The sequence below is a fragment of the Streptomyces corchorusii genome (assembly GCF_001514055.1).
Classification (GTDB): Bacteria; Actinomycetota; Actinomycetes; order Streptomycetales; family Streptomycetaceae; genus Streptomyces; species Streptomyces olivaceoviridis.
In genome coordinates this window covers 436,602-463,511 of the sequence record NZ_KQ948351.1, presented here as the reverse complement: position 1 = coordinate 463,511, position 26,910 = coordinate 436,602, and the positions used below count along the sequence as shown (strand labels likewise).

Genomic DNA, 26,910 nt, shown 5'->3' with positions numbered 1-26,910 from the left:
GAAGCACCCCTCCCGCGCGCCCGGGACCGCGCCCGGGACGGCCCGCCTAGAAGGGCTCGAAGTCGTCGAACTCCCGCTGCGGGTCGTCCCGTTCGGCCTGCCGGTCCCTGCGGCGCTGTGCCGCGGGCCGGGGCGCGTCGAAGCGGTGGTCCTCGCCGCGGCGGCCGAGCATCTCGGCGCCGGCCATGGCCGTCGGCTCCCAGTCGAAGACGACCGCGTTCTCCTCCGGACCGATGGCGACGCCGTCACCCGCGCGGGCGCCCGCCTTCATCAACTGCTCCTCCACACCGAGGCGGTTGAGCCGGTCGGCGAGGTAGCCGACGGCCTCGTCGTTGTTGAAGTCGGTCTGCCGGACCCAGCGTTCGGGCTTCTCGCCGCGCACCCGGAACAGCGGCTCGCCGCCGGCCTCCTCGCGGGTGACGGTGAAGCCCGCGTCGTCCACGGCCTTGGGGCGGATGACGATCCGGGTCGCCTCCTCCTTCGGCTTGGCGGCACGCGCGCCCGCGACCAGCTCACCGAGGGCGAAGGTCAGCTCGCGCAGCCCGATGTGCGCCACCGCCGACACCTCGAAGACGCGGTAGCCGCGGGCCTCCAGGTCGGGGCGGACCATCTCGGCGAGGTCCTTGCCGTCCGGCACGTCCACCTTGTTCAGGACGACGATGCGGGGCCGGTCGCCCAGCCCGCCGTACTGTCGCAGTTCCTCCTCGATGACGTCGAGGTCGGAGGCGGGGTCGCGGTCGGACTCCAGGGTCGCGGTGTCCAGTACGTGCACCAGCACGCTGCACCGCTCCACGTGCCGCAGGAACTCCAGGCCGAGGCCGCGGCCCTGGCTGGCGCCGGGGATGAGGCCGGGCACGTCCGCGATGGTGTAGACGGTGGAGCCGGCGGTCACCACGCCCAGGTTCGGGACCAGCGTGGTGAACGGATAGTCGGCGATCTTCGGCTTGGCCGCGCTCAGCACGGAGATCAGCGAGGACTTGCCGGCGCTCGGATAGCCGACGAGGGCCACGTCCGCGACGGTCTTCAGCTCCAGGACGATGTCCTGGAGGTCGCCGGGCTCGCCGAGCAGCGCGAAGCCGGGCGCCTTGCGGCGGGCGGAGGCCAGCGCCGCGTTGCCGAGGCCGCCCCGGCCGCCCTGCGCGGCGATGTACGAGGTGCCGTGGCCGACCAGGTCGGCGAGCACGTTGCCCGCCTTGTCCAGGACGACCGTGCCGTCCGGCACCGGCAGGACCAGGTCCTGGCCGTCCTTGCCGGAGCGGTTGCCGCCCTCGCCGGGCTTGCCGTTGGTGGCCTTGCGGTGCGGGGAGTGGTGGTAGTCGAGCAGCGTCGTGACCGACTGGTCGACCGTCAGGATGACGTCGCCGCCCCGGCCGCCGTTGCCGCCGTCGGGGCCGCCGAGCGGCTTGAACTTCTCACGGTGGACGGAGGCACAGCCGTGGCCCCCGTTACCCGCGGCGACGTGCAGTTCGACGCGGTCCACGAAGGTGGTCATGGTTCAGTGCCTCCAGAAGGAACGTCCGGGTATGTCTTTGGGGTAACACGCGAAAGGCGGACCCGCCTTCCCGACCGGGAAGTGAGGTCCGCCTCGCGAAAAGCTTCCGATCAGCCGTCTCAGGCGACCGGAACGATGTTCACGACCTTGCGGCCACGGTGGGTGCCGAACTGCACCGAACCGGCCTGGAGGGCGAACAGCGTGTCGTCGCCGCCGCGGCCGACACCGGCGCCCGGGTGGAAGTGGGTGCCACGCTGGCGGACCAGGATCTCACCCGCGCTCACGACCTGACCGCCGAAGCGCTTCACGCCGAGCCGCTGGGCATTGGAGTCGCGACCGTTCCGGGTGGACGATGCGCCCTTCTTGTGTGCCATTTCTCCTCAGTCCCTTACTTCGCAGCCGCGGGGATCTCAGTGACCTTGATCGCCGTGTACTGCTGGCGGTGGCCCTGACGACGGCGGTAGCCGGTCTTGTTCTTGTAGCGCAGAATGTCGATCTTCTGGCCCTTGTGGTGGTCCACGACCTCGGCCTGGACCTTGATGCCGGCCAGCACCCACGGGTCGCTGGTCACGGAGTCGCCGTCGACAACGAGCAGGGTCGAGAGCTCGACCGTGTCGCCAACCTTGGCAGTGGAAATCTTGTCAACCTCAACGATGTCGCCGACAGCAACCTTGTGCTGGCGACCACCGCTGCGCACGATGGCGTACACGCGGATCTCACTTTCGCTCGAAGAAACGGCACCCCCGCAGGCCAGTCGCCCGGGAAACCCACGGACAACCTCTCCCGGCCAACCGTGTGCCCGGGAGGAAGAGGTTTACGGGGATGTGGCGTGTTCAGTGGACACGCCGACGGTCAAGGTTACGGGCCCGGACCGTAGGGGTCAAACCGGGCCCGGGCTCAGCCGGACACCGCGGCCACGTAGCCGGCGTACGCCTTCCTGATGCCCTCCGGGGACAGCTCCAGGTGCTCCAGGATCGTGTAGCGGCCGGGCCGGGTCCGCGGCGCGTACTCCACGGCGCGGACGAACTCGTCGTCGCCGAACCCGATCTCCTCGGCCACCACCGGCAGCCCGTGCCGGCGCAGCACCTCGGCCATCAGCAGGGCGTGCTCGGTGTCGCCGCGCAGGTGCATGGCGAAGGCGGCGCCCAGTCCCACCTGCTCGCCGTGGCTCGCCGCCCGCTTGGGGTAGAGCAGGTCGAGCGCGTGGCTGATCTCGTGGCAGGCGCCGGAGGACGGGCGGGTGTGCCCGGCGATCGACATGGCGATGCCCGACAGCACCAGCCCCTCGGACAGCACGGTCAGGAACTCGTCCTCGCCGCAGCCGCCCGGGTGCCGCAGCACGGCCTCGCCCGCCTGGCGGGCCATGGCCGCGGCCAGGCCGTCGACCTTCTCGCCGTTGACGCGGTTGGCCAGCTCCCAGTCCGCCACCGCGGAGATGTTGGACAGGGCGTCACCGATGCCGGAGCGCACGAACCGCATCGGCGCCTCACGGATCACGTCCAGATCGATCAGGAGGGCGATGGGGGTCGGTACCCCGTAGGAGCCACGGCCCGCGTCGTTGTCCAGGATGGAGACGGGCGAGCAGATCCCGTCGTGGGAGAGGTTGGTGGCGACGGCGACCATGGGCAGGCCGACGCGCGCCGCCGAGTACTTCGCGCAGTCGATGACCTTGCCGCCGCCGAGACCGACCACCGCGTCGTAGTGACCCGACTTCATCTCGTCGGCCAGCCGGACGGCGTCGTCCAGGGTGCCGCCGCCCACCTCGTACCAGACCGCCCCGGGCAGCGAGGGCGCGAGGCGCTCGCGCAGCCGCGCCCCGGAGCCGCCGCTGACGGCGACGGCGAGCCGCCCGGAGTGCGAGATCCGCTGGTCGGCGAGAACACTCGCCAGGTCGTCCAGGGCACCCGCGCGGATGTCCACCACGACCGGCGAGGGAATCAGCCGGGTCAGTACTGGCACGCGATCACCCGTCCGCGGGCGAGGTCGTCGTGGTTGTCGATCTCGACCCAGCTGACCTCGCCGATCGGCGCCACGTCGACCTTGAAGCCGCGGTCGACCAGCTCCTGGTACCCGTCCTCGTAGTACAGCTGCGGGTCCCGCTCGAACGTCGCCCGCAGCGCGTCGGCCAGCTCCTCGGCCGCGTCACCCTCGATCAGGGTGACGCCGATGTACTCGCCGGTCGCCTCCGCCGGGTCCATCAGCTTGGTGATCCTGCGGACCCCCTTCTCGGGGTCCACGACGACCTTCATCTCCTCGTCGGCCAGGCTCTTCACCGTGTCCAGGGCAAGGATGATCTTCTTGCCGTCGCCGCGTGCGGCGAGCAGGGTCTTCTCGACGGAGACCGGGTGCACGGTGTCGCCGTTGGCGAGGATCACGCCGTCCTTCAGCGCGTCACGGCCGCACCACAGGGAGTAGGCGTTGTTCCACTCCTCGGCCTTGTCGTTGTCGATGAGGGTGAGCTTCAGGCCGTACTTCTGCTCCAGGGCCGCCTTGCGCTCGTACACGGCCTCCTTGCGGTAGCCGACGATGATCGCGACCTCGGTCAGCCCCACCTCGGCGAAGTTGCCCAGCGTCAGGTCCAGGACCGTCAGCGACTCCTCCGCGCCCTCGGGGCCCACCGGCACCAGGGCCTTGGGCAGGGTGTCGGTGTAGGGGCGCAGACGGCGCCCGGCGCCGGCCGCCAGAACGAGGCCTATCATCGCGGTTTCTCTCCTTTGTTTCAGCTGTGCCGAGGCACTGTACGTCTTGACTCGGCTCCGGCGCCCCGAGGAGAACTCGCTCCAAGGCCCCGACAAGGGGTGTGGTCCTGCCCTGAGGGACAGGACCACACCCCGGTGGGACGAGACTCAGTCCTCGTCCGCGGCGGTGGAGACCGTGGTGGTCTTCTTCGCCGTCGACTTCGCGGCGGTCGTCTTCTTCGCCGTGGCCTTCTTGGCCGTCGTCTTCTTCGCGGCCGTCTTCTTGGCCGCGGTCTTCTTGGCGGCCGTCTTCTTCGCCGTGGCCTTCTTGGCCGCCGTCTTGCGGGCGGTCTTCTTGGCCGGCGCGGCCTCCTCGGCCGCCGGCTCCGCGGCAGCCGTCTCCTCCGTCACCGGAGCCTCGGCGACCGGGGCTTCCGCCGCCGGGGCCTCCTCCGCCGCGGCCGACGGAACGACCACGACGGCCGACTCCTCGGGCGCGGTCGGCGCGGTGGCCTTGCGCACCGCACGGCGGCGCGGGCGGGCCGGGGCGGCGGCGCTCACGGCCTCCGCCGGCTCCTCGACCGAGGCCGCGTCGACCGGAGCGGGCTGCTCCGCCGGTGCCTCGGCCGCGGGCGCCGTCTCCGGCACCGTCACGACGGCCGCCTCGGCACCCTCGGGCGAGCCGGCCGGGGCCGACACCTTCCGGGTCGCCCGACGGCGCGTACGGCCCTTGGGCGCGGCCTCCTCGGCGGCCGGGGCCTCGGCCTGCGGCGCCGGGACCACCTGGTCCTCGACGGCCACCGGCTCGGCCAGCGCCTCGGCGGCCGGCTCCGGCTGCACCGGGCGCGCCGCCGCCTGCTCGGCGGTGACCTCCTGGGCGGTCGGAACCGCGGCCTCCGCGGTCTCCGCGGCGGCCTTCCCGGCCTTGGACGCCCGCTCGGCCCTGGGCGCCTTCTCCGCCTTCGGCGCGCCCGCCGGAGCCGACACCCGGCGGCTCGCCCGGCGCCGCGTACGGCCACGGGTGGCCGCCGCCTCCGCCTCGGCGACGCTGCTGTAGAGCTCCTCGTCCGGCGCGAACTCGGGCGCCGGCAGGGCCACCGGCTCGGCGACCTCGGCGGCCACCTCCACGGCGGTCTCCACCTCGGGCTCGACGGCCTCGCCGGTCTCCACGGCCACGGCGGCGGTCTCGTGCACATGCTCGTGCACGGGCTCCGGCGCCTCGGCGCCCCGGCCGCGCTTCTTGCGCTTGCCGCCGCCACCGTTCGCGGTCGCCTGGTCCAGGTGGACGATGACACCGCGCCCGTTGCAGTGGACACAGGTCTCGGAGAACGACTCCAGCAGGCCCTGGCCCACCCGCTTGCGGGTCATCTGGACGAGACCCAGCGAGGTCACCTCCGCGACCTGGTGCTTCGTACGGTCGCGGCCCAGGCACTCCAGCAGGCGGCGCAGCACCAGGTCCCGGTTGGACTCCAGGACCATGTCGATGAAGTCGATCACGATGATGCCGCCGAGGTCGCGCAGCCGCAGCTGGCGCACGATCTCCTCGGCCGCCTCCAGGTTGTTCCTGGTGACCGTCTCCTCCAGGTTGCCGCCCTGGCCGGTGAACTTGCCGGTGTTGACGTCGATGACGACCATCGCCTCGGTCCGGTCGATCACCAGCGAACCGCCGCTGGGCAGCCAGACCTTGCGGTCCAGCGCCTTGGCGAGCTGCTCGTCGATCCGGTAGGTGGCGAAGACGTCGACCTCGGAGGTCCACCTCGACAGCCGGCCGGCCAGGTCCGGGGCGACGTGCGAGACGTACCCGTGGATCGTCTGCCAGGCCTCGTCACCGCTGACGATGACCTTGGAGAAGTCCTCGTTGAAGATGTCGCGCACGACCCGGACGGTCATGTCCGGCTCGCCGTACAGCAGCGTCGGAGCGTTGCCGCCGTTCTTGGCCTTCTTCTGGATGTCCTCCCACTGCGCCTGGAGCCGCTCGACGTCCCGGCGCAGCTCGTCCTCGCTCGCGCCCTCGGCGGCGGTGCGCACGATGACGCCCGCGTCCTCGGGGACGATCTTCTTGAGGATGGTCTTCAGCCGGGCCCGCTCGGTGTCGGGCAGCTTGCGGCTGATGCCGGTCATCGAGCCCTCGGGGACGTACACGAGGTAGCGCCCGGGCAGGGAGACCTGGCTGGTGAGCCGCGCGCCCTTGTGCCCGATCGGGTCCTTCGTGACCTGCACGAGGACGGACTGGCCGGACTTGAGCGCGGACTCGATCCGGCGCGGCCCGCCCGCCATGCCGAGCGCCTCGAAGTTGACCTCACCGGCGTACAGGACCGCGTTGCGGCCCTTGCCGATGTCGATGAAGGCGGCCTCCATCGACGGCAGCACGTTCTGGACCTTGCCCAGGTAGACGTTGCCGACGTACGAGGTCGACTGCTCCTTGTTGACGTAGTGCTCGACGAGCACGCCGTCCTCCAGGACGCCGATCTGCGTACGGTCGCCGTGCTGACGGACGACCATCACGCGCTCGACGGCCTCGCGACGGGCCAGGAACTCGGCCTCGGTGATGATCGGAACGCGGCGGCGCCCCTGCTCACGGCCTTCCCGGCGGCGCTGCTTCTTGGCCTCCAGACGGGTCGAGCCCTTGATGGACTGCACCTCGTCGGACGGCTCGCTGGGCTTGCGCGGCTCGCGGACCTTGACGACCGTGCGCTCCGGGTCGTCCTCGGACGGCTCGGCGTCCACGGAGGTGTCACCGGCCCGGCGGCGCCGGCGACGGCGCCGGCGGCTGCTGGAGCTGGAGCCGCCGGACTCCTCGCCGCGCGCCTCCTCGGCGTCCTCTTCCTCCTGCTCGGCGGTGTCCTCGGCGTCCTGCGCCGCCTGCTCGGCGGCCAGTTCCTCGGCGTCGCCGTCCAGGCCCTCGGACTCGCCCTCGGCCGCGTCACCGCGCCGGCGACGGCGTCCGCCCCGGCGGCGGCGACGGCGGGAGCCGGACTCCTCGAAGCCCTCGGCGCCCTCGGTCTCGTCGCCCTCCTCGCCCTCGGCGAGGTCCTCGGCGGCCTCCGGGGCCTCCTCGGCCTCCTCCGGCTCCTCGTCCTCGACGGCGGTGTCGGCCGGCCTGCTCTCCTCGGCGGCGGCACCGCGGCGGCGCCGGCGCCGGCGGCCACCGGCCTCGGCGCGCTCCTCCGCGTACTCCTCGGTCTCCTCCGCCTCCACGGCCTCGTCGACCTCGGCGGCCTCGGCAGCCGCCTCGGCTGCGGCCCGCTGCGGCGTCTGGAACTGGGGCTCGGTGAACACCGGCGCCTGGAAGACGGCGACGGCGGGGCGGGCGGGCCGGCGCGGGGCCTCGGCCTCCTCCGCCTCGGCGGCCGGCGGGGCGGTGGTCCGGCCGGGCTCGGCGAACCCGGACGCGGCGCGGACGACCCTGCGCCGGGCCCGGCGGGGCGCCCCGGCCTCGGCCTCGGCGGCCGGTGCGGGAGCCTGCGGCGCCTGGACGGGCTGGGTGGCCGCGGCCGGCTCGGTGGTGTGCGTGGTCGCGGGGACCTCCGGGGTGTGGGCGGTCACCGCGGCCTCGGCCTGAGCGGCTTCCTCGGTGGCGGGGGCGGTGTCGGGCGTGGACACCCGGCGCGTGGCACGACGACGCGTACGGCGCGGAGCGGCCTCCTCGGCGGGGGCGACGGCCTCCGGCGCCTCCTCGACGGCCTCAGCGCTCTCGGCGGCCTCAGCGGCCTCGGCGGCCGGAGCGGCCTCCACGGCCTCCCCGGTTTCCACGGCGTCCTCGGGGCCGGGCGTGGACACTCGGCGCGTGGCACGACGACGCGTACGGCGCGGAGCGGCCTCCTCGGCGGGGGCGACGGCCTCCGGCGCCTCCTCGACGGCCTCAGCGGCCTCAGCGGCCTCCGGCTGCGCCACCGGGGCGGCGACCGGAGTCTCCTCGGCGCCCTTCGGAGCACCGGTGGGCGCGGAGGCCCGGCGGGTGGCCCGGCGACGCGGACGCGCGGGAGCGGCTTCCTCGGCGGCGGGCTCCTGCGGGGTCTCGGCCTCGGCGGCAGCCGCCGTGGCGGACGCGGCGGCCGGGACCACGGTCTCGGCGGCCTCGGCGGACGACGGCGAACCGGCGGGCGCGGACGCCCGGCGGGCAACACGCCGACGCGGACGCGCGGGAGCGGTCTCCTCGGCGGGCGCGGCCTCGCCGGCAGCGGCCTCCGTCACCTGAGCCTCGGCGGCCACGGCGGACTCGCCGGCCTCGGCGGCCGGCGTCGACACGCTGCGCGTGGCCCGGCGCCGGGTGCGGCGCGGGGCGGCCTCCTCACCGACGACGACCGCGCCGGCCTCGGGGACGGCGGCGGTCTTCTCCGGCTCGGCCGGTACGACGGTCTCCGCGGCCTCGGCGGACGACGGCGAACCGGCGGGCGCGGACGCCCGGCGGGCCACACGCCGGCGCGGACGCGCGGGAGCGGCTTCCTCGGCGGGCGCGGCCTCGCCGGCAGCGGCCTCCGTCACCTGAGCCTCGCCGACGTCCTCGGTCACCTCGGTGACCTCGTCGGCCTCCGCGGCCGGTATGGCCGGCACGGTGACCTCCGCGGGCGCCTCCGCCGCGGCGGGCGGGCCCGCCGGGCGAGAAGCGGCACGGCGACGCCTGCGCGGCGGCAGGGTGTCGCTCGGAGTGTTCAGTTCGGAACCCTCTTGGGGTTCGGTCGGTTCGAGCATGCGGGCGTTTCTCCCGTCAGGCTCCCGGGCGCCGCACCTGGTCCGGCGCCGGTCTCAGGGGACCGTCCGCCGTTGACGTCCGCGGCCCGCGCGATGCGCGATGGCCGCCGTCCGGGGCGCGGGCGCCGCACGGGAGCACTCTGTGTCCTGTCTCGCCGGTTCCGTACGCCTTGTCGGTACGGCCTGGCGAAAGTCTTCTGGTCGGTGCGCTGCCCGACCCAGGTGGCTCCCGAGTACGAGGGCGGCGCTACGACGTCCGTCCCTACGCGGGACCTTCCGGCGCCGTCGCGGCGGCGGCCGGCTGGGCCGTCAGGGCCCCGGCAGCCTCGCGGTCGGGCGCGAGCGGGTCGGTCACCGTGCCGGTCTCTTCATCGAACAGCCCCTGCGCCAGCCTGGTCACCGCTGCGGGGACCGGCGGCGCCAGGTCGGCCACGGCGCGGAGACCGGACAGGACGTCGTCGGGTCGTACGGCAGGCGTCACGTGCCGAACAACCAGCCGCAGTATCGCACAGGGCTGGTCGCTCGGCCTATCAGCCGGCGCACCGTGCGTCTCCAGGCTCACCACGGCCGGGCGGGCGTCGAAGGTGCGGACGCCGTTCTTGGTCAACCGCTGCACCTCGACGGTGCCGGCCTTGGTGAAGGCCTCGACCGCGCGTTCGGCGTCGGCCGGGTCGACGCCGTCCAGCCGCAGCTCCCACACGGAGGCCGTCAGCCGGTCGGCGAGGCCCGAGGTCCGCGCCTCTACCGCCTCGACGACGTCGAGCCCGGCGGGCAGCGACTCGTCGAGGAGGACGCGCAGGGTCTCGGGATCGCGCGCTTCGGTGAGCGCGATCTCCAGGTACTCCGCCTCGCTGCCCGTGCCGGTGGGTGCGGCATTGGCGTACGACACCTTCGGGTGCGGCGTGAACCCGGCCGAGTACGCCATGGGCACCTCGGCGCGGCGCAGCGCACGCTCGAAGGCGCGCTGGAAGTCTCGGTGGCTGGTGAACCTCAGGCGGCCGCGCTTGGTGTAGCGCAGACGGATGCGCTGCACCGCGGGTGCGGGCGGCGGGCCTTCGGGCTGTCGCTTGCCCAGTGTCCTAGTCCTTCGTGAGAGCGGTCGTACTCCTACCAAGAGTACGTGTGTCGCGGGCGATGGGTTCCCGCCGGTCCACCGCCTGTCGCCGCCGGGGCTCTCCGAACAGCATCCGGCGGACGTCCGCGCGGGCCTGCCGCACGGTCTCCCGGGCCGTGGCCAGCGCCTCCCGCGAGACCCGGCCCACCGCGCGCAGGCCCTGCGCGAGGGGCCGCAGGACCGCGTCCCGCACGACGTGTCCGACCGGGGTGAGGACGGTCCGGTACACCCAGCGCACCGGCTCCACGAAGATCCACCGGAAGAGGGTGCCCAGCGCGCGCCCGACGACCAGGGAGATCCGCCCGGCGACCCGCCAGGCGTGCCCGAGGGCCTCCCCCGCCTCGCGCCCGACGACCGCGAGGAACCGGCCGACGGGTGCGAGCACCCAGCGCCACAGCGCGAGCGCGGGCAGCACGAACAGGACGCGGCCCGTCCAGTACAGGGCCAGGCCGGCACCGGTGACGACCAGTCCCAGCAGCCACCCCACTCCCCGCGCGCACCAGGCGACGGCCCGGCCGACGGGCGCGAGCACCCAGGTGTACAGCCACCGCGCGGGTACGACGAGCAGGTACCGCAGCAGCCGGGCGACGGCCGTGTACGCCCCGGCGCCGAGGGCGGCCAGTACCGCGCCGGTTCCCTTCAGCAGCCAGGTCAGTGCGTGCCCGACCGGGGTGAGCACGCGCGCGTACACCCACGCGAGCCCGGCTGCGGCCCCGCGCGCCAGCCAGGCGAGGGCGTGGCCGACGGGCGTGAGGAGGTACCGGTGGCACCACACGGCCGGCACCACCAGCAGGACGGTGCCGAGCCAGGCGAGGGCGTGGCCGACGGGCACCAGGACGTACCGCCACACGCCCGCGAACGGCCACACGAACACGGCCCGGCCGGCCCACAGCAGGGCCCGCCCGAGCGGCCGGAGCACGGTGTCCCGCAGGAACCGCCCGGTGACGACGAGCGCGTCCCACACCATCCGCACCGGCAGGACCAGCACCAGGACGACGATCCGCACCGGGAGGCGGACGGCGACGACGAGGCACCCTTCGGGCCGGTGGGAGGCGGGCGGCGGCTTCTGGAGGTCCATACAGGGGTAGACGCGCGGACCGCCCGTTCGGATCCGGTCAGGTCACGCGCGCTGTGCGGGACTCCGGCCCGGCGGGCTCCCCGAACGCCGACAGAGCCCCCTCTCCGTCGGAAGAGGGGGCTCTCGGGGCCGCAGAGTGGCGGTGCCGCGCTCGCGTCAGTGCGTGTGGCCGCTCGCGGCCGGCGTCGGACCCGCGTTCTTCACCGTCAGGGGGAGCAGCTTCTTGCCGGTCGGGCCGATCTGGATGTGGGTGTCCATCTGCGGGCAGACGCCGCAGTCGAAGCACGGGGTCCAGCGGCAGTCCTCGACCTCCGTCTCGTCGAGGGCGTCCTGCCAGTCCTCCCAGAGCCAGTCCTTGTCCAGGCCGGAGTCGAGGTGGTCCCAGGGCAGGACCTCCTCGTAGCCGCGCTCACGGGTGGTGTACCAGTCGACGTCCACGCCGAAGGGGGCGAGGGCCTTGTCGGCGCACCGCATCCAGCGGTCGTAGGAGAAGTGCTCGCGCCAGCCGTCGAAGCGCCCGCCGTCGTCGTACACCGCGCGGATGACGGCGCCGATGCGGCGGTCGCCGCGGGAGAGCAGGCCCTCCACGATGCCGGGCTTGCCGTCGTGGTAGCGGAAGCCGATGGAGCGGCCGTACTTCTTGTCGCCGCGGATCTTGTCGCGGAGCTTCGCGAGGCGCTCGTCCGTCTCCTCGGCGGAGAGCTGCGGGGCCCACTGGAAGGGGGTGTGCGGCTTGGGGACGAAACCGCCGATCGAGACCGTGCAGTGGATGTCGTTCGAGCCCGAGACCTCACGGCCCTTCTGGATGACGCGGGTCGCCATGTCGGCGATCTGGAGGACGTCGTCGTCGGTCTCCGTCGGCAGGCCGCACATGAAGTACAGCTTCACCTGGCGCCAGCCGTTGCCGTAGGCCGTGGCGACCGTACGGATCAGGTCCTCCTCCGAGACCATCTTGTTGATGACCTTGCGGATGCGCTCCGAGCCGCCCTCCGGGGCGAAGGTCAGACCCGAGCGGCGGCCGTTGCGGGTCAGCTCGTTCGCCAGGTCGATGTTGAAGGCGTCGACGCGGGTGGAGGGCAGGGACAGGCCGATCTTGTCGTCCTCGTAGCGGTCGGCGAGGCCCTTGGCGACGTCGCCGATCTCCGAGTGGTCGGCCGACGACAGCGACAGCAGGCCGACCTCCTCGAAGCCGGTCGCCTTCAGGCCCTTGTCCACCATCTCGCCGATGCCCGTGATGGAGCGCTCGCGCACCGGACGGGTGATCATGCCCGCCTGGCAGAAGCGGCAGCCGCGCGTGCAGCCGCGGAAGATCTCGACCGACATGCGCTCGTGGACCGTCTCGGCCAGGGGGACCAGCGGCTGCTTGGGGTACGGCCACTCGTCCAGGTCCATGACCGTGTGCTTGGACACACGCCACGGGACGCCCGACTTGTTGGGGACCACACGGGCGATACGGCCGTCGGGGAGGTACTCGACGTCGTAGAACGCCGGTACGTAGACCCCGCCGGTCCTCGCGAGACGGAAGAGGACCTCCTCGCGGCCACCGGGGCGGCCCTCGGCCTTCCACTCGCGGATGATCCGGGTCATGTCCAGCACGGCCTGCTCGCCGTCGCCGATGACCGCCGCGTCGATGAAGTCGGCGATCGGCTCCGGGTTGAAGGCGGCGTGGCCGCCGGCCAGGACGATCGGGTCGTCGATCGTGCGGTCCCTGGACTCCAGCGGGATGCCGGCCAGGTCCAGCGCGGCGAGCATGTTCGTGTAGCCCAGCTCCGTGGAGAAGCTGAGGCCGAACACGTCGAAGGCCTTCACCGGGCGGTGGCTGTCCACCGTGAACTGCGGGACGCCGTGCTTCCGCATCAGCTCCTCCAGGTCCGGCCACACGCTGTAGGTGCGCTCGGCGAGGACGCCCTCCTGCTCGTTGAGGACCTCGTAGAGGATCATGACGCCCTGGTTGGGCAGGCCGACCTCGTACGCGTCCGGGTACATGAGCGCCCAGCGGACGTCGCACTCGTCCCACGGCTTGACCGTGGAATTGAGCTCTCCACCGACGTACTGGATCGGCTTCTGCACGTGCGGGAGCAGAGCTTCGAGCTGCGGGAAAACCGACTCGACAGGCATCTCGCGAACCTTCATGAGCTGACAGGGGGGACCATCAAGCCTAACCCGCCCGGCGGCCTCCCCCGAACGCTCAGCGAACCGCCCCGGACCTGATCTCCTCCCAGAGCCGGGGCAGCTCCGCCTCCTCCGCCGCCGCCCGTGCCTCCTCCCTGCCGTACAGCACCCCGTAGGTGAACGCGCTCTCCCCCGCCGCGTGCGCCACCGCCGCGAGCTCGCGCAGGGTGCGGCGGGCCATGACGCTGTCCTGGTGGTCGCCCAGGACGGTGGTCAGGGATTTCATGGCCTTGGTCAGGGCGCGGGCGGGGGCGCCCAGCGCCTCGGTGGCGGCCTCGGCGGCGTAGCGGGTGCGCTTGGCCTTCTTGCGGGCCTCGTGCAGGGCGAGGTCGCGGTCCTGCCCCGGCGGCAGCGCCAGCGCGTGCTCCAGGACGTCCGTCAGCTTCTTCTCGTCCTTGTGCACGGCCTTGGCAAGGGCCTTCCCCGGCTTCTTGCCGGCCGCCCCGCGCAGCGGCGGGTCCGCGAGGAGGGCGTCCAGGGCGTCCAGCAGGGCCAGATAACGGCGGGAGTCCAGCACCCCGGTGAGGTGGGCGTGGGCGCCGCCGCGCCGGGCCCGGGACCACGCGCTCAGCCGCTCGGGGACGGGGCCGGTGACCAGGGTGGCCGGGAGCGCGTCGAGGGCGGTGGTCAGGCGGTCGGCCAGCACCTCCTGGTCGCGGTCGACGCCCAGCTCGCCGGCGAGCCACTTCAGCTCGGCGCCGACGGGGTCGGTGACGGTGCGGTCCAGGAGGGCGCCGAAGGTGCGCAGGGTGCTGCGGGCGCGGCGGGTGGCGACCCGCATGCGGTGCACGGCGTCGGGCAGGTCGCGGCGGACGGCGGGGTCCAGTTCGACCAGCGCGTCCCGCTGGGCGCGGAGGTAGGCGAGGACGTGGTCGCCGGCGGTCACCGGCGGCGGGGGCCCGGCCTGCTTCCGGCGCCGGCCGCCGGCCGTCTCCTCCAGGGCACGCGCCAGCTTCGACGGCGACCGGGACGGCCGTACGCCCGCCTTGCCCAGGCGTTTCTCCAGCTGGTCGAGGAGGGCCGGGTCGCCGCCGTCGGCCAGTTCCACCTCGATCTCGGTCCACTGGGCGGCCCCGCTCCCGCCGCTCAACCGCTCGGCGGTCACGGCGTCGACGCTGGCCTCGGCCAGCAGCGCGCCGTCGGCGTCGACCAGGTGCCGGACGTCGCGGGCGGAGCGCAGCCGGACCAGCGGGACGAGCGCCGCGTCCCGGACGCGGGAGCGGACGAGGGCCGCGATCTCCTCGGGGACGGTGTCGGAGAGCGGGGCCTGGATCTCGTCGCGGACTCCGGGGGCGACCGGGAACTTCAGGTGCCAGCCGGCGTCCGCGCCGCCGGTGCGGCGGCGCAGGGTGAGGGCGGCGGCGGCCAGACGTTCGTCGACGGTGTCGTAGTACGTGGCGTCGAGTTCCATCAGGCCCTTGTCCAGGACGGCCGCCACCGCCCCGACACCGGTCAGGTCCGGCAGCCCGCTGTCGTCGGACTCGTACTTGCGCTCGATCTCGCGTTTCGCATCCGCCATGCACCGAATCTAGTAGTCCGGGGCGCCGGTACGGCAGAGGGCGCCGGGTCTACGCCGACATGGGCCGTTGCACCTTGATCGACTGCAACAGTCCGACCGCGACCCAGACCGCGAACATGGACGAGCCGCCGTACGACACGAACGGCAGGGGCAGACCGGTGACCGGCATGATGCCGAGGGTCATGCCGATGTTCTCGAAGGACTGGAAGGCGAACCAGGCGACGATCCCGGCGGCGACGATCGTCCCGTACAGCTCGGTCGAGTCACGCGCTATCCGGCAGGCGCGCCACAGGAGGACACCGAGCAGGAAGATGATGAAGCCGGCGCCGAGGAAGCCCAGCTCCTCCCCCGCGACCGTGAAGACGAAGTCGGTCTGCTGCTCGGGCACGAACTGGCCGGTGGTCTGCGAACCGTGGAACAGCCCGGCCCCGGTGAGTCCGCCGGAGCCGATGGCGATGCGGGCCTGGTTGGTGTTGTAGCCGACACCGGCCGGGTCCAGGTCGGGGTTGGCGAAGGCCGCGAACCGGTTGATCTGGTACTCGTCCAGGATGTGCAGCTGCCAGATCGCGACGCAGCCGATGACACCGGCGGTGAGCAGACCGAAGACCCAGCGGTTGGAGGCGCCGGAGGCGAGCAGCACGCCGAGGATGATCGCCACCATGGCCAGTACCGAGCCGAGGTCGGGCATGAGCAGCAGGATCAGGATCGGGACGGTGGCCAGGCACAGGGACTGGAAGACGGTCCGGTGGTCGGGGTACGGCTTGTCGCCCGCGTCCACCCGTGCGGCCAGCATCATGGCCATGCCGAGGATGATCGACACCTTGAGGAACTCGGCGGGCTGGAGCGAGAAGCCGCCGATCACCAGCCAGTTGCGCTGGCCGTTGATCGTGGCGCCGAGCGGGGTGAGGACCACCAGGGCGAGGAGCACCGACAGGCCGTAGAGGATCGGCACGGCGTTGCGCAGGGCGCGGTGGCCGAGCCAGACGGTGCCGATCATCAGGGCGATCCCGATGCCGAGGTTCATCAGGTGCCGGAGCAGGAAGAAGTACGGGTCGCCCTGGTTCAGCTCGGTGCGGTTGCGGGTCGCCGAGTACACCAGCAGGGAGCCCAGCAGGGACAGGGCGGTGGCCGCGAGCAGTATCGGCCAGTCCAGCCGGCGGGTGAGCGAGTCGCGGGCGAAGATCCTGGTCCAGCCGGCCCGCTCGGGGCCGTACCCGGAGACGGAGAAGCTGTTCGCGCCGGTCATGAGGGCATCCTCCGGCTTCCCCTCCTGCGAGGCCGTCTGCGGGTGTCGCGGTTGCCCGTGCCGGGCGAGGGCGTGGTGCCCGCGGGCTGCTGGCCGTCGCCGTTGGTCGGGTTGTTCTTCTGGGCGGTCTCGGCGTCCTTCGCCGGGTCGCCGGCGACCTTCGGGGCGGCGATGGTGCCGTCCGTGCGGACCTTGGGCAGGCCCTTCTGCGGCTCGGGCAGCAGCGCCTTCTTGCTGTCGATGGAGCCGTCGCCCTGGACGCCGTAGAGCGCGCTGTAGATGTTGCGCACGGCCTCACCGGAGGCGCCGGAACCCGTACCGGCCTGGGCGATCGTCATGATCACCGTGTAGTCCTTGGAGTAGGTGGCCAGCCAGGACGTGGTCTGCTTGCCGTAGACCTCGGCCGTACCGGTCTTGGCGTGCAGCGGGATCTTGTCCTGCGGCCAGCCGCCGAACTTCCAGGCCGCCGTACCGCGGGTGATGACGCCCGCGAAGGCGTCGTCCATGCCCTTGAGGGTGGCCTGGCTGACGGGCAGCCTGCCGCGCTTCGTCGGCTTGATCTCCCGCACCGTCTTGCCGTCGGCGCTGATGATCGCCTTGCCGATGGTCGGCTGGTACATCGTGCCGCCGTTGGCGACGGCGCCGTAGATCACGGCCTCCTGGATCGGGGTGACGAGGGTGTCACCCTGGCCGATGGAGTAGTTGATCGAGTCGCCCTCGCGCATCTTGTTGCCTTCGAGGCAGTTCTCGTAGGCGATCTTCTCGACGTAGGAGCCGTCCTTCTTGCCGGTCTTGCACCAGGCGTCCTTGTTGGCCTTCCAGTACGCCTGCTTCCACTGGCGGTCGGGGACGCGGCCGGTGACCTCGTTGGGCAGGTCGACGCCGGTCTCCTTGCCGAGGCCGAACTGGTGGGCGGCCTTGTAGAAGTAGTCCTTCGGCTGGCCCTTCTTGGGGTTGATGCCGCCGTCCTTCTTCCACTCCTTGTCGGCCAGGTAGTAGAAGACGGTGTCGCAGGAGACCTCCAGGGCGCGGCCCAGGGGGATCGGGCCGAAGTTCTCGCCCTCGAAGTTCTTGAAGACCTGGCCGCCGACCGAGTAGGAGCTGGTGCAGGGGTAGCGGCCGTCGAAGTCGTAGCCGGCCTCGACCGCGGCGGCCGTGGAGACCACCTTGAACGTCGAGCCGGGAGCGGCCTGGCCCTGTATGGCCCGGTTGAGCAAGGGGTAGTCCGAGTCCTTGCCGGTGAGGGCCTTGTAGTCCTTGGCGGAGATGCCGCCGACCCAGACGTTCGGGTCGTACGTCGGCGCCGAGGCCATGGCGACGATGCGGCCGGTCTTGGCCTCCATCACCACGACGGCACCGGAGTCCGCCTTGTAGTTGGTGCCGGTGATCTTGTCGAACTGCTGGCGGGCGGCCTTCATCGCCTTGTCCAGCTCGTACTCGGCGACCCGCTGGACGCGGGAGTCGATGCTGGTGACCAGGTTCGAACCGGACTCGGCCGCGTCCGACTTGGCCTTGCCGATGACCCGGCCGAGGTTGTCGACCTCGTAGCGGGTGACGCCGGCCTTGCCGCGCAGCACCTTGTCGTACGTCCGCTCCAGGCCGGAGCGGCCCACCATGTCGGAGCGCAGGTAGGGCGAGTCGGAGTCCTTGGCCTGCTGGATCTCGGCGTCGGTGACGGGCGAGAGATAGCCGAGCACCTGCGCGGTGTTGGACTTGCCGGGGCCCGGGTAGCGGCGGACGGCCTCGGGCTCGGCGGTGATGCCGGGGAAGTCCTCGGAGCGCTCGCGGATCTGCAGGGCCTGCTTGGCGGTGGCCTCGTCGGTGATCGGGATCGGCTGGTAGGGCGAGCCGTTCCAGCAGGGCTGGGGGGTCTTGGCGTCGCACAGCCGGACCTTCTGCATGACCTCCGCGGGGCTCATGCCGAGGACGCCGGCCAGCTTGGTGAGGACGGCCTTGCCGTCGTCCTTCTGCTTCAGCAGGTCGGTGCGGGAGGCGGAGACCACCAGGCGGGTCTCGTTGTCCGCGAGGGGGACGCCCCGGGCGTCCAGGATGTCGCCGCGCACGGCCGGGTCGACGACCTGCTGGACGTGGTTGCCGGACGCCTCCTTCTGGTACTCGGCGCCCTCCCGGATCTGGAGGTACCACAACCGGCCGCCGAGCGTGCCGAGGAGGGAGAGAACGAGGATCTGGATGACGACGAGCCGGATCTGGACCCGTGGGGTCCGACCGGTCTCGGGGATGTTGGTCACTGCGGCTGTCTCCCCCTCTCAGTGCGCCTGTGCGAGAACGCGTACGAATGATGAACGACCGGCCTGTGAACCCGCGTTCCGGGAACGCTTACCCGTTCGAGTGAACTCATCGGAGGCCGGCCCACCGGTGTGGAACTGCCCGTCCCTCACAGCCGCTTGACCCCCTTGATGCGGCCGACCCGGGCGGAGCGCGTGCGCGCCTTGGCCTTCAGGGCGCCCAGACCGCTGCGCTGGCTGCCGATGCGCAGACCCGTGCCGGAGGAGAGCCAGCCCGAGGAGATGTCCCCGGCCTTGGCCGCAGGCCCGGTCTCGGTGAGCGGGTCGTTGTCGGCGCGGCGGGCCAGCCACATCACGCCGGGCACGACGAACGGGGCGAGCAGCAGGTCGTACAGGGCGGCGGAGAACAGCAGCCCCGGCAGGCCGACATGGCGGGCGGCGGTGTCGCCGACCAGGGCGCCCACCCCGGCGTAGAGCAGGGTGGAGCCGATGGCGGCGGCGACCACGACGGCCATCGGGCCGCTCGCCGACTTCAGCCGGCCGTTCTCCGGCTTGACGAGCCCGGCCAAGTAGCCGATGACGCACAGCACGAGCGCGTACCGGCCGGCCGCGTGGTCGGCCGGCGGGGCCAGGTCGGCGAGGAGACCGGCGCCGAAACCGACGAGGGCGCCGCCCACGTGGCCGTAGACCATCGCCAGGCCGAGGACGGTGAGCAGCAGCAGGTCGGGGACGGCGCCCGGCAGGTGCAGCCGGGCGAGGACGCTCACCTGGATCACCAGGGCCACGACGACCAGCGGGGTGGCGAGCAGGATCCGGTTGACACGCATGGGGATACAGCTCCTACTGCTGCTCGTCGGTGGCGGGGGCGTCGGCCGACGGGGTGACCGTCACGGTCACCGTCGGCGTCGGGACCGGCTTCGGCTTGGCCGGGAGCACGGTGTCCCGCGGGTCCTGCTTCGGTGGCGCCACGACCACGCCGACGATGTCGAGCTTGGTGAAGCTGACGTACGGGGTGACGTACAGCGTGCGGGTCAGGCCGCCGCCGGAGGGGTCGACGCGGGAGACCACGCCGACCGGGACACCGGGCACGAACGGCTTGTCGGCCTGCGAGCCGAACGTGACGAGCCGGTCGCCCTTCTTCACCTCCGCCTTGCCGTTGAGCAGTTCCACGCGCAGCGGGCGGTCGCCCTGCCCGGAGGCGAAGCCGAGTTCGTCGCCGGCCTCCATGCGGGTGCCGACGGTGAAGTCCGGGTCGTTGGCGAGCAGCACGGTGGAGGTGCTGGGGCCGACGGTGGTGACCCGGCCGACCAGGCCGTCGCCGTTCAGGACGGTCATGTCCCGCTTGATGCCGTCGTCGGCGCCGGCGTCGATGGTGATGGTCCAGGAGAAGCCCTGGGCCGAGCCTATGGCGATGACCTGGGCGCCCTTGATGCCGTACTGCCCCTCGCCGGCCACCTTGAGCAGCTTGTCGAGCTGCTTCAGGCGGCTGCGGTTGCGGTCGTCGCTGCCGAGCTTGGCCTTGAGCGCCGCGTTCTCCTTCTCCAGCGCGGCGAGCCGGTCGTGCCGACTGCCGGAGGCGCGGACCGCGGAGACGGCGTCGCCGACCGGGTTCACCGCGGAGGACAGCCCGTTCTCGACCGGGCCGAACACCGCCGCGGCGGCGTGCCGGGCACCGTCGACCGGGGAGTTCCGGCCTCCGCGGATGTCCACCGTGATCAGCGCGAACGCGATGGCGACCAACAGGACCAGGAGCAGCCGGCTCTCTTTCGTGTCCCTCACGTGCGGCGGCCGTGCCCTTCCTCAAGTAGGAATTCGTCGGACCCCTAGGGAACGCGCGTGCTGTGCCGCGGCCCAAGAGGCCCATTCGTGGGAGCTTATGCCTCTATGTCAACGATCCGCCGCACGAGAGGAGAACGTCTCGTACGGCGGAATCGAAGAGTCGCGTCATCTGCGCGGCTGGGCGTCCAGGACCTGCTGGAGCGCCTCGAACTCCTCGACGCACTTGCCGGAGCCGAGCGCGACGCTGTCCAGGGGGTCCTCGGCGATGTGGATCGGCATGCCGGTCTCCCGCCGCAGCCGCTCGTCGAGCCCGCGCAGCAGGGCTCCTCCGCCGGTCAGAACGATTCCCCGGTCCATGATGTCGCCGGACAGCTCCGGCGGGCACTTGTCGAGGGTGGTCTTCACCGCGTCCACGATCGCGTTGACCGGCTCCTCGATCGCCTTGCGGACCTCGGCCGCCGAGATGACGACGGTCTTCGGCAGCCCGGACACCAGGTCCCGGCCGCGGACTTCGGTGTGCTCGTCGGTGTCGAGGTCGTACGCCGAACCGATGGTGATCTTGATCTGTTCCGCCGTGCGCTCACCCAGGAGGAGGCTGTACTCCTTCTTGATGTACTGGATGATCGCGTTGTCCAGTTCGTCGCCGGCGACGCGGATGGACTGGGCGGTGACGATCCCGCCGAGCGAGATGACCGCGACCTCCGTGGTGCCGCCGCCGATGTCCACCACCATGTTGCCGGTGGCCTCGTGGACCGGCAGACCGGAGCCGATGGCGGCGGCCATGGGCTCCTCGATGATGTGCACCTGACGGGCGCCGGCCTGGGAGGACGCCTCGATGACCGCCCGGCGCTCGACGCCCGTGATGCCCGAGGGCACACAGACGACGACCCGCGGCCGGGCCAGATACCGCCGCTTGTGGATCTTCAGGATGAAGTAGCGGAGCATCCGCTCGGTGATTTCGAAGTCGGCGATCACGCCGTCCTTCAGCGGACGAACCGCCACGATGTTGCCCGGCGTCCGGCCGATCATCTTCTTCGCTTCGGCACCGACCGCGAGGATCCCACCCGTGTTGGTGTTGATCGCCACGACGGACGGCTCGTTCAGTACGATCCCGCGACCCCTGACGTACACCAGCGTGTTGGCGGTCCCGAGGTCGACAGCCATGTCACGGCCGATGAACGACATTGAGTTCCCCATCCGGATTCATCTGGCCGTCCTGAGCGTTTGAGGGCATGTCAGGTCGGCGAGGCGGGTGCTGTGACGTGAAGGCTTCCATCGTAAACGCGCCTGCACGAACACTGCGCGAGGGTCTCCGCCATTGTCACCAGATGGCGTGCCGCCCCGCTTGTGGAGACGGGCGTTCGGGGGCGCTCGTTCCCTCAAATGCCAGGACTGTGCCAGAAAGGTCCGGGCGTGGTCCCGGACCCTCTCCGCGGCGGACGGACGTTACGCGCGGCCGGGGAAGAAGATCTTCACCTCGCGCTCGGCGGACTCCTCGGAGTCGGAGGCGTGGATCAGGTTCTCGCGGACGATCACGCCGTAGTCACCGCGGATCGAGCCGGGCGCGGCGGCGATCGGGTCGGTCGGGCCGGCGAGCTGGCGCACGCCCTCGATGACCCGCTCGCCCTCCACGATCAGCGCGACGACCGGACCGGAGGACATGAACTCCACCAGCGGCTCGTAGAAGGGCTTGCCCTTGTGCTCGCCGTAGTGCTGCTCCAGCGTGTCCTGGTCCAGTGTGCGCAGTTCCAGCGCGGTGATCTGCCAGCCGGCCTTGCGTTCGATGCGGCTGATGATCTCGCCGGTCAGGCCACGACGGACGGCGTCGGGCTTGAGGAGGACGAGGGTGCGCTGGCTCACGGAAGGCTCCTTACACGGCTTGCGGGTGCGGTGGGACGAGGTTACAGGGCGTGTCGGGGCCGTTGTTACGCAGCGTCAGGCGTGGAGGAGGAGGACTGGGCCTGGGCCGCGAAGCGGGCCTTCGCCTCGTCCACCTTTCTCCCGAAGTGCACCGACGCCCACCACAGGGCCGCGAACACCGCGCCCAGGAAGTACATGGTGGGGACGACGACACCGGAGGCGATCAGCGCGATCTGCAGGGCCCAGCCGAGGGCCACCCCGCCGGGCCGGGTCACCATGCCGCACAGCAGCACGCACAGCAGCATGGCGATGCCGCTGACCAGCCACACCGTCGACGTGGACAGGTCCGGGTCCTTCATGGCGACGAGCCCGGCGAAGCCGATGACGAAGAACTCGCCGATCAGGGTCGATGCACAGAGCGTACGCATGGTCGACTCAGCCCTTCCCCAGCAGCAGCCGGGCCTCGCCGACCGTGATGACGGAACCGGTCACCAGCACACCGCCGCCCGCGAACTCGCCTTCCTCCTCGGCCAGCGTGATCGCGGCCTCCAGGGCGTCCGGCAGCCGCGGCTCGACCTGCACGCGCTCGTCGCCGAACACCTCGACGGCGATCGCAGCCAGCTCGTCCGCGTCCATGGCGCGAGGGCTGGAGTTCTGCGTGACGACGACCTCCGCGAAGATCGGCTCGAAGGCCTCCAGCAGCCCGCGCACGTTCTTGTCGCCGCTCGCGCCGACGACCCCGATCAGCCGGGTGAAGTCGAACGCCTCCCGCACGGCCTCGGCGGTGGCCTCGGCACCCGCGGGGTTGTGCGCGGCGTCCAGCACGACGGTGGGAGAGCGCCGTACGACCTCCAGCCGGCCCGGGGACGACACGGCCGCGAACGCCTTGCGCACGGTGTCGATGTCCAGCGGCTCGGCGCGCTGCGCGCCCACGCCGAAGAACGCCTCCACGGCGGCGAGCGCGACGGCCGCGTTGTGCGCCTGGTGGGCGCCGTGCAGCGGCAGGTAGACCTCGTGGTACTCGCCGCCGAGGCCGCGCAGCGTGAGGAGCTGCCCGCCCACGGCGACCTGCCGGTCGACGACGCCGAACTCCAGCCCCTCACGGGCCACGGTGGCGTCGACCTCCACGGCCTTCTTCAGCAGCACCTGCGCCGCGTCCACCGGCTGCTGGGCCAGGATGACGGTCGCGTCCTGCTTGATGATGCCGCTCTTCTCGCCGGCGATCTGCGCGTGCGTCTCGCCGAGCCGGTCGGTGTGGTCGAGGTCGATGGGGGTGACGACGGCGACGTCGCCGTCGATCACGTTGGTGGCGTCCCAGGAGCCGCCCATGCCGACCTCGACGACGGCGACGTCCACGGGAGCGTCCGCGAAGGCCGCGTACGCCATGCCCGTGAGCACCTCGAAGAAGGACAGCCGGTACTCCTGCTGCCCGTCGACCATCTCGACGTACGGCTTGATGTCCTGGTACGTCTCGATGAACCGCTCGGCGGTGATCGGGGCGCCGTCCAGGCTGATCCGCTCGGTGATCGACTGCACGTGCGGGCTGGTGTAGCGGCCGGTGCGCAGCTCGAAGGCGCCGAGCAGGGCCTCGATCATGCGGGCGGTGGAGGTCTTGCCGTTCGTGCCCGTGATGTGGATCGAGGGGTACGACCGCTGGGGCTCGCCCAGCACGTCCATCAGCGCGGCGATGCGGCTGACCGAGGGCTCCAGCTTCGTCTCGCCCCAGCGGGTGGCCAGCTCGGCCTCGACCTCGCGCAGGGCCTTGTCGACCTCGGGGTCCTCGGGGCGGGCGGGCACGTCCGCCTGCGCAGGGCCGCCCTGGGTGCGCAGGGTGCGGCTGCCGGCCTCGATGACCGCGAGGTCGGGGTCGCGGGTGGTCTCGGCCTCGATGATCTCGTCGAAGGAGTCGAGGGGGTCGGGGGTGTCGCTGGTGCCGGGCGCTTCGCTCACGGGGCCAGTCTACGGAGCGGACGCCTGCGGCGGGGCGCCGGTATGGGGTGGCTTGTCTCGCGGACCGGGCGGCGCGGGTGGGGCTTGCCTCGCCGACCGGCTGCGGGGCACTCGGGGGCGGGGCGGCTTGTCTCGCCGTGCCGCTGCGGGGCGCTCGGACGCGGGGCGGGGCGCATGCCTCGCCAACCCGCTGCGAGGCGCCGGTAGGGGGTGGCATGTCCCGCCGGCCGGCCGCGGGTGCGTGGTGGGCTGGTCGCGCAGTTCCCCGCGCCCCTGAGTCGGCGAAGGCCCCGGCGCCTCATCGGCACCGGGGCCCTCCCCAGGGCGAGTGGCTCACACCTCCGGCAGGTTCTCCAGCTGGGCGGTGATGCGGGCGATGTCCTCGTCCGCCTTGGCCAGGCGCGTGCGGATCTTGTCCACCACGTTCTCCGGGGCCTTCGCCAGGAACGCCTCGTTGCCGAGCTTGGCCGTGGCCTGGGCCTTCTCCTTCTCCGCGGCGGCCAGGTCCTTGGCCAGGCGCTTGCGCTCCGCGGCGACGTCGATCGTGCCGGAGAGGTCGAGGGCCACCTCCGCGCCCGCCACCGGCAGGGTCGCCGTGGCCGTGAAGGCGTCGCCCTCCGGCTGGAGGCGCAGGAGCTGGCGGATCGCGGCCTCGTGCGGGGCGAGCTGCGTGCCGTCCAGCGTCAGGCGGGCCGGGACCCGCTGGCCGGGCTGGAGACCCTGGTCGGCGCGGAAGCGGCGGACCTCGGTGATGACCGACTGGAGGGTGGAGATCTCCTGCTCGGCCGCCGCGTCACGGAAGCCGCTGTCGGTCGGCCAGTCGGCGATGACGATCGACTCGCCGCCCGTCAGCGTGGTCCACAGGGTCTCCGTGACGAACGGGACGACCGGGTGGAGGAGCTTCAGGGTGACGTCCAGGACCTCGCCGAGGACCCGCTTCGAGACCTCGGCCGGCTCGCCGCCCGCCTGGAAGACCGTCTTGGACAGCTCGACGTACCAGTCGAAGACCTCGTCCCACGCGAAGTGGAAGAGGGCGTCGGAGAGCTTGGCGAACTGGAAGTCCTCGTAGTACGCGTCGACCTCGGCGACCACCGAGTTGAGGCGGGAGAGGATCCAGCGGTCGGTCGCCGACATCCGCGAGGCGTCCGGCAGCGGGCCCTCGACCGTCGCGCCGTTCATCAGCGCGAAGCGTGTCGCGTTCCAGATCTTGTTGGCGAAGTTGCGGGAACCCTGGACCCAGGCCTCGCCGATCGGCACGTCGACACCCGGGTTGGCGCCGCGGGCCAGGGTGAAGCGCAGGGCGTCGGAGCCGTACTCGTCCATCCAGTCCAGCGGGTTGACCGCGTTACCGAAGGACTTCGACATCTTCTTGCCGAACTGGTCGCGGACCATGCCGTGCAGGGCGATGGTGTGGAACGGCGGGGTGCCGTCCATCGCGTACAGGCCGAACATCATCATCCGGGCGACCCAGAAGAAGAGGATGTCGTAGCCGGTGACCAGGACGGAGTTCGGGTAGAACTTCGCGAGCGACTCGGTCTGTTCGGGCCAGCCGAGGGTGGAGAAGGGCCACAGGCCGGAGGAGAACCAGGTGTCGAGGACGTCGGTTTCCTGGTGCCAGCCCTCGCCGGTCGGCGGCTCCTCGTCCGGGCCGACGCAGACGACCTCCCCGTCGGGGCCGTACCAGACCGGGATCCGGTGCCCCCACCACAGCTGGCGCGAGATGCACCAGTCGTGGAGGTTGTCGACCCAGTCGAAGTACCGCTTCTCCATCTCCTGCGGATGGATCTTGACCTTGCCCTCGCGGACGGCGTCGCCGGCGGCCTTGGCCAGCGGGCCGACCTTGACCCACCACTGCATGGACAGGCGCGGCTCGATGGTGGTCTTGCAGCGCGAGCAGTGGCCGACGGAGTGGACGTACGGCCGCTTCTCGGCGACGATCCGGCCCTCGGCGCGCAGCGCGGCGACGATCGCCGAGCGGGCCTCCAGGCGGTCCATGCCCTGGAAGGGACCGTGGACGGTGATGACGGCGTGCTCGTCCATCACGGTGATGGTCGGCAGGTCGTGGCGCTGGCCGATCTCGAAGTCGTTCGGGTCGTGCGCCGGGGTGACCTTGACGGCGCCGGTGCCGAACTCGGGGTCGACGTGCGTGTCCGCGACGACCGGGATGGAGCGGTCGGTCAGCGGCAGCCTGATGAGCTTGCCGACGAGGTGCTTGTACCGCTCGTCGTCCGGGTGGACGGCGACGGCCGTGTCGCCGAGCATCGTCTCGGCGCGGGTGGTGGCGACGACGATCGAGTCGTCCCCGTCGCCGTAGCGCATCGAGACCAGCTCGCCGTCGTCGTCCTGGTACTCGACCTCGATGTCCGAGATCGCGGTCAGACAGCGAGGGCACCAGTTGATGATGCGCTCGGCGCGGTAGATCAGCTCGTCGTCGTAGAGCTTCTTGAAGATGGTCTGGACGGCCTGGGACAGGCCCTCGTCCATGGTGAAGCGCTCGCGCGACCAGGCGACGCCGTCACCGAGGCGCCGCATCTGCCCGGAGATCTGCCCGCCGGACTCGGCCTTCCACTGCCAGACCCGCTCGACGAAGGCCTCGCGGCCCAGGTCTTGCCGGGACTTGCCCTCCTTGCCGAGCTCGCGCTCGACCACGTTCTGCGTGGCGATACCGGCGTGGTCCATGCCGGGCTGCCACAGCGTCTCGTAGCCCTGCATCCGCTTGCGGCGGGTGAGGGCGTCGATGAGCGTGTGCTCGAAGGCGTGCCCGAGGTGCAGGCTGCCCGTGACGTTCGGCGGCGGGATGACGACGGTGTACGGCGGCTTGTCGCTCTTCGCGTCCGCCTCGAAGTAGCCCCGCTCTACCCAGCGCTCGTACAGCGGCCCCTCTACATCGGCCGGCGCGTACTGGGTCGGCAGTTCGGTGTCGGGCGCGGGTGGCTGCTGCTGAGCGTTCTCGGTCACGGGGGTCAGTTTAGAGGTGTCACGGGGTGGTCCCGAAACGCCTTTGTTCTGTAACGGTGCGGCCCCCGGTGCCGTGCCGTTCCCGTGCCTGGGTCAGGATGTCAGGAACACATAAGCTCTGGAGGG

General features: G+C 71.9%; 19 protein-coding genes. All 19 read right to left on the bottom strand.

Annotated elements, in window-relative coordinates:
- Positions 1–46: 46 nt before the first annotated feature.
- The 19 genes from obgE to AQJ11_RS01920 all read right to left on the bottom strand — a co-directional run bounded on the left by obgE (position 47) and on the right by AQJ11_RS01920 (position 26,784).
- Positions 47–1,492 carry a GTPase ObgE gene (obgE, locus tag AQJ11_RS02010; RefSeq protein WP_014672691.1) on the bottom strand — a complete coding sequence of 482 codons (1,446 nt, stop codon included), beginning with the start codon at positions 1,490–1,492 and terminating at the stop codon, positions 47–49.
- Between the two features lie 119 nt (positions 1,493–1,611).
- Positions 1,612–1,866, bottom strand: coding sequence for a 50S ribosomal protein L27 (gene rpmA / locus AQJ11_RS02005; protein WP_014672692.1), 255 nt, complete (start codon positions 1,864–1,866; stop codon positions 1,612–1,614).
- 14 nt (positions 1,867–1,880) lie between these two features.
- Positions 1,881–2,201: a 50S ribosomal protein L21 gene (gene rplU / locus AQJ11_RS02000; RefSeq protein WP_006132815.1), complete on the bottom strand. Its 321-nt coding sequence runs from the start codon at positions 2,199–2,201 to the stop codon at positions 1,881–1,883.
- A 188-nt stretch (positions 2,202–2,389) separates the two neighbouring features.
- Positions 2,390–3,451: an iron-containing alcohol dehydrogenase family protein gene (locus AQJ11_RS01995; RefSeq protein WP_059261604.1), complete on the bottom strand. Its 1,062-nt coding sequence runs from the start codon at positions 3,449–3,451 to the stop codon at positions 2,390–2,392.
- Positions 3,439–4,191 (bottom strand): phosphocholine cytidylyltransferase family protein, encoded by a 753-nt coding sequence (locus tag AQJ11_RS01990; protein ID WP_059261603.1) that lies wholly within the window; start codon positions 4,189–4,191, stop codon positions 3,439–3,441. Before AQJ11_RS01990 ends, AQJ11_RS01995 begins: the two co-directional genes overlap by 13 nt.
- Positions 4,192–4,338: 147 nt before the next feature.
- Positions 4,339–8,862, bottom strand: a complete 4,524-nt coding sequence (locus AQJ11_RS01985; protein WP_208616422.1) for an Rne/Rng family ribonuclease — start codon at positions 8,860–8,862, stop codon at positions 4,339–4,341.
- A gap of 262 nt (positions 8,863–9,124) precedes the next feature.
- On the bottom strand, positions 9,125–9,895 hold the full coding sequence (locus AQJ11_RS01980; protein ID WP_014672696.1) for a TIGR03936 family radical SAM-associated protein: 771 nt from the start codon (positions 9,893–9,895) through the stop codon (positions 9,125–9,127).
- 46 nt (positions 9,896–9,941) lie between these two features.
- Complete coding sequence (locus tag AQJ11_RS01975; RefSeq protein ID WP_059261602.1) at positions 9,942–11,054, bottom strand: hypothetical protein; 1,113 nt, start codon at positions 11,052–11,054, stop codon at positions 9,942–9,944.
- Between the two features lie 156 nt (positions 11,055–11,210).
- Complete coding sequence (locus AQJ11_RS01970) at positions 11,211–13,172, bottom strand: TIGR03960 family B12-binding radical SAM protein (protein WP_059261601.1); 1,962 nt, start codon at positions 13,170–13,172, stop codon at positions 11,211–11,213.
- A gap of 70 nt (positions 13,173–13,242) precedes the next feature.
- Complete coding sequence (locus AQJ11_RS01965; RefSeq protein WP_059261600.1) at positions 13,243–14,745, bottom strand: CYTH and CHAD domain-containing protein; 1,503 nt, start codon at positions 14,743–14,745, stop codon at positions 13,243–13,245.
- 49 nt (positions 14,746–14,794) lie between these two features.
- The gene (gene rodA / locus AQJ11_RS01960) at positions 14,795–15,991 is read right to left on the bottom strand and encodes a rod shape-determining protein RodA (protein ID WP_058080517.1); all 1,197 of its coding nucleotides are present in this window, start codon (positions 15,989–15,991) and stop codon (positions 14,795–14,797) included.
- On the bottom strand, positions 15,988–18,240 hold the full coding sequence (gene mrdA, locus AQJ11_RS01955; protein WP_059261599.1) for a penicillin-binding protein 2: 2,253 nt from the start codon (positions 18,238–18,240) through the stop codon (positions 15,988–15,990). Before mrdA ends, rodA begins: the two co-directional genes overlap by 4 nt.
- 146 nt (positions 18,241–18,386) lie before the next feature.
- Positions 18,387–19,064 (bottom strand): rod shape-determining protein MreD, encoded by a 678-nt coding sequence (gene mreD / locus AQJ11_RS01950; protein WP_058080519.1) that lies wholly within the window; start codon positions 19,062–19,064, stop codon positions 18,387–18,389.
- A gap of 13 nt (positions 19,065–19,077) precedes the next feature.
- Positions 19,078–20,016: a rod shape-determining protein MreC gene (gene mreC, locus AQJ11_RS01945; protein WP_014672704.1), complete on the bottom strand. Its 939-nt coding sequence runs from the start codon at positions 20,014–20,016 to the stop codon at positions 19,078–19,080.
- 165 nt (positions 20,017–20,181) lie between these two features.
- Positions 20,182–21,201, bottom strand: coding sequence for a rod shape-determining protein (locus tag AQJ11_RS01940; protein ID WP_014672705.1), 1,020 nt, complete (start codon positions 21,199–21,201; stop codon positions 20,182–20,184).
- 261 nt (positions 21,202–21,462) lie between these two features.
- On the bottom strand, positions 21,463–21,876 hold the full coding sequence (gene ndk / locus AQJ11_RS01935) for a nucleoside-diphosphate kinase (RefSeq protein ID WP_014672706.1): 414 nt from the start codon (positions 21,874–21,876) through the stop codon (positions 21,463–21,465).
- 65 nt (positions 21,877–21,941) lie between these two features.
- Positions 21,942–22,304, bottom strand: coding sequence for a DUF4233 domain-containing protein (locus AQJ11_RS01930; RefSeq protein WP_014672707.1), 363 nt, complete (start codon positions 22,302–22,304; stop codon positions 21,942–21,944).
- A gap of 7 nt (positions 22,305–22,311) precedes the next feature.
- A complete protein-coding gene (gene folC / locus AQJ11_RS01925) occupies positions 22,312–23,826 on the bottom strand; it encodes a bifunctional tetrahydrofolate synthase/dihydrofolate synthase (RefSeq protein ID WP_014672708.1) in 1,515 nt (504 codons plus the stop codon).
- Positions 23,827–24,159: 333 nt separating this feature from the next.
- On the bottom strand, positions 24,160–26,784 hold the full coding sequence (locus AQJ11_RS01920; protein ID WP_059261598.1) for a valine--tRNA ligase: 2,625 nt from the start codon (positions 26,782–26,784) through the stop codon (positions 24,160–24,162).
- Positions 26,785–26,910 lie beyond the last annotated feature (126 nt).

Coding starts and splice junctions, on each gene's coding strand:
- AQJ11_RS01990 (WP_059261603.1), bottom strand. CDS start 4,191: ATGATAGGCCTCGTTCTGGCGGCCGGCGCCGGGCGCCGTCTGCGCCCC.
- AQJ11_RS01930 (WP_014672707.1), bottom strand. CDS start 22,304: ATGCGTACGCTCTGTGCATCGACCCTGATCGGCGAGTTCTTCGTCATC.
- mreD (WP_058080519.1), bottom strand. CDS start 19,064: ATGCGTGTCAACCGGATCCTGCTCGCCACCCCGCTGGTCGTCGTGGCC.
- AQJ11_RS01985 (WP_208616422.1), bottom strand. CDS start 8,862: ATGCTCGAACCGACCGAACCCCAAGAGGGTTCCGAACTGAACACTCCG.
- AQJ11_RS01965 (WP_059261600.1), bottom strand. CDS start 14,745: ATGGCGGATGCGAAACGCGAGATCGAGCGCAAGTACGAGTCCGACGAC.
- AQJ11_RS01975 (WP_059261602.1), bottom strand. CDS start 11,054: ATGGACCTCCAGAAGCCGCCGCCCGCCTCCCACCGGCCCGAAGGGTGC.
- AQJ11_RS01940 (WP_014672705.1), bottom strand. CDS start 21,201: ATGTCGTTCATCGGCCGTGACATGGCTGTCGACCTCGGGACCGCCAAC.
- rodA (WP_058080517.1), bottom strand. CDS start 15,991: ATGACCGGCGCGAACAGCTTCTCCGTCTCCGGGTACGGCCCCGAGCGG.
- AQJ11_RS01970 (WP_059261601.1), bottom strand. CDS start 13,172: ATGCCTGTCGAGTCGGTTTTCCCGCAGCTCGAAGCTCTGCTCCCGCAC.
- obgE (WP_014672691.1), bottom strand. CDS start 1,492: ATGACCACCTTCGTGGACCGCGTCGAACTGCACGTCGCCGCGGGTAAC.
- rpmA (WP_014672692.1), bottom strand. CDS start 1,866: ATGGCACACAAGAAGGGCGCATCGTCCACCCGGAACGGTCGCGACTCC.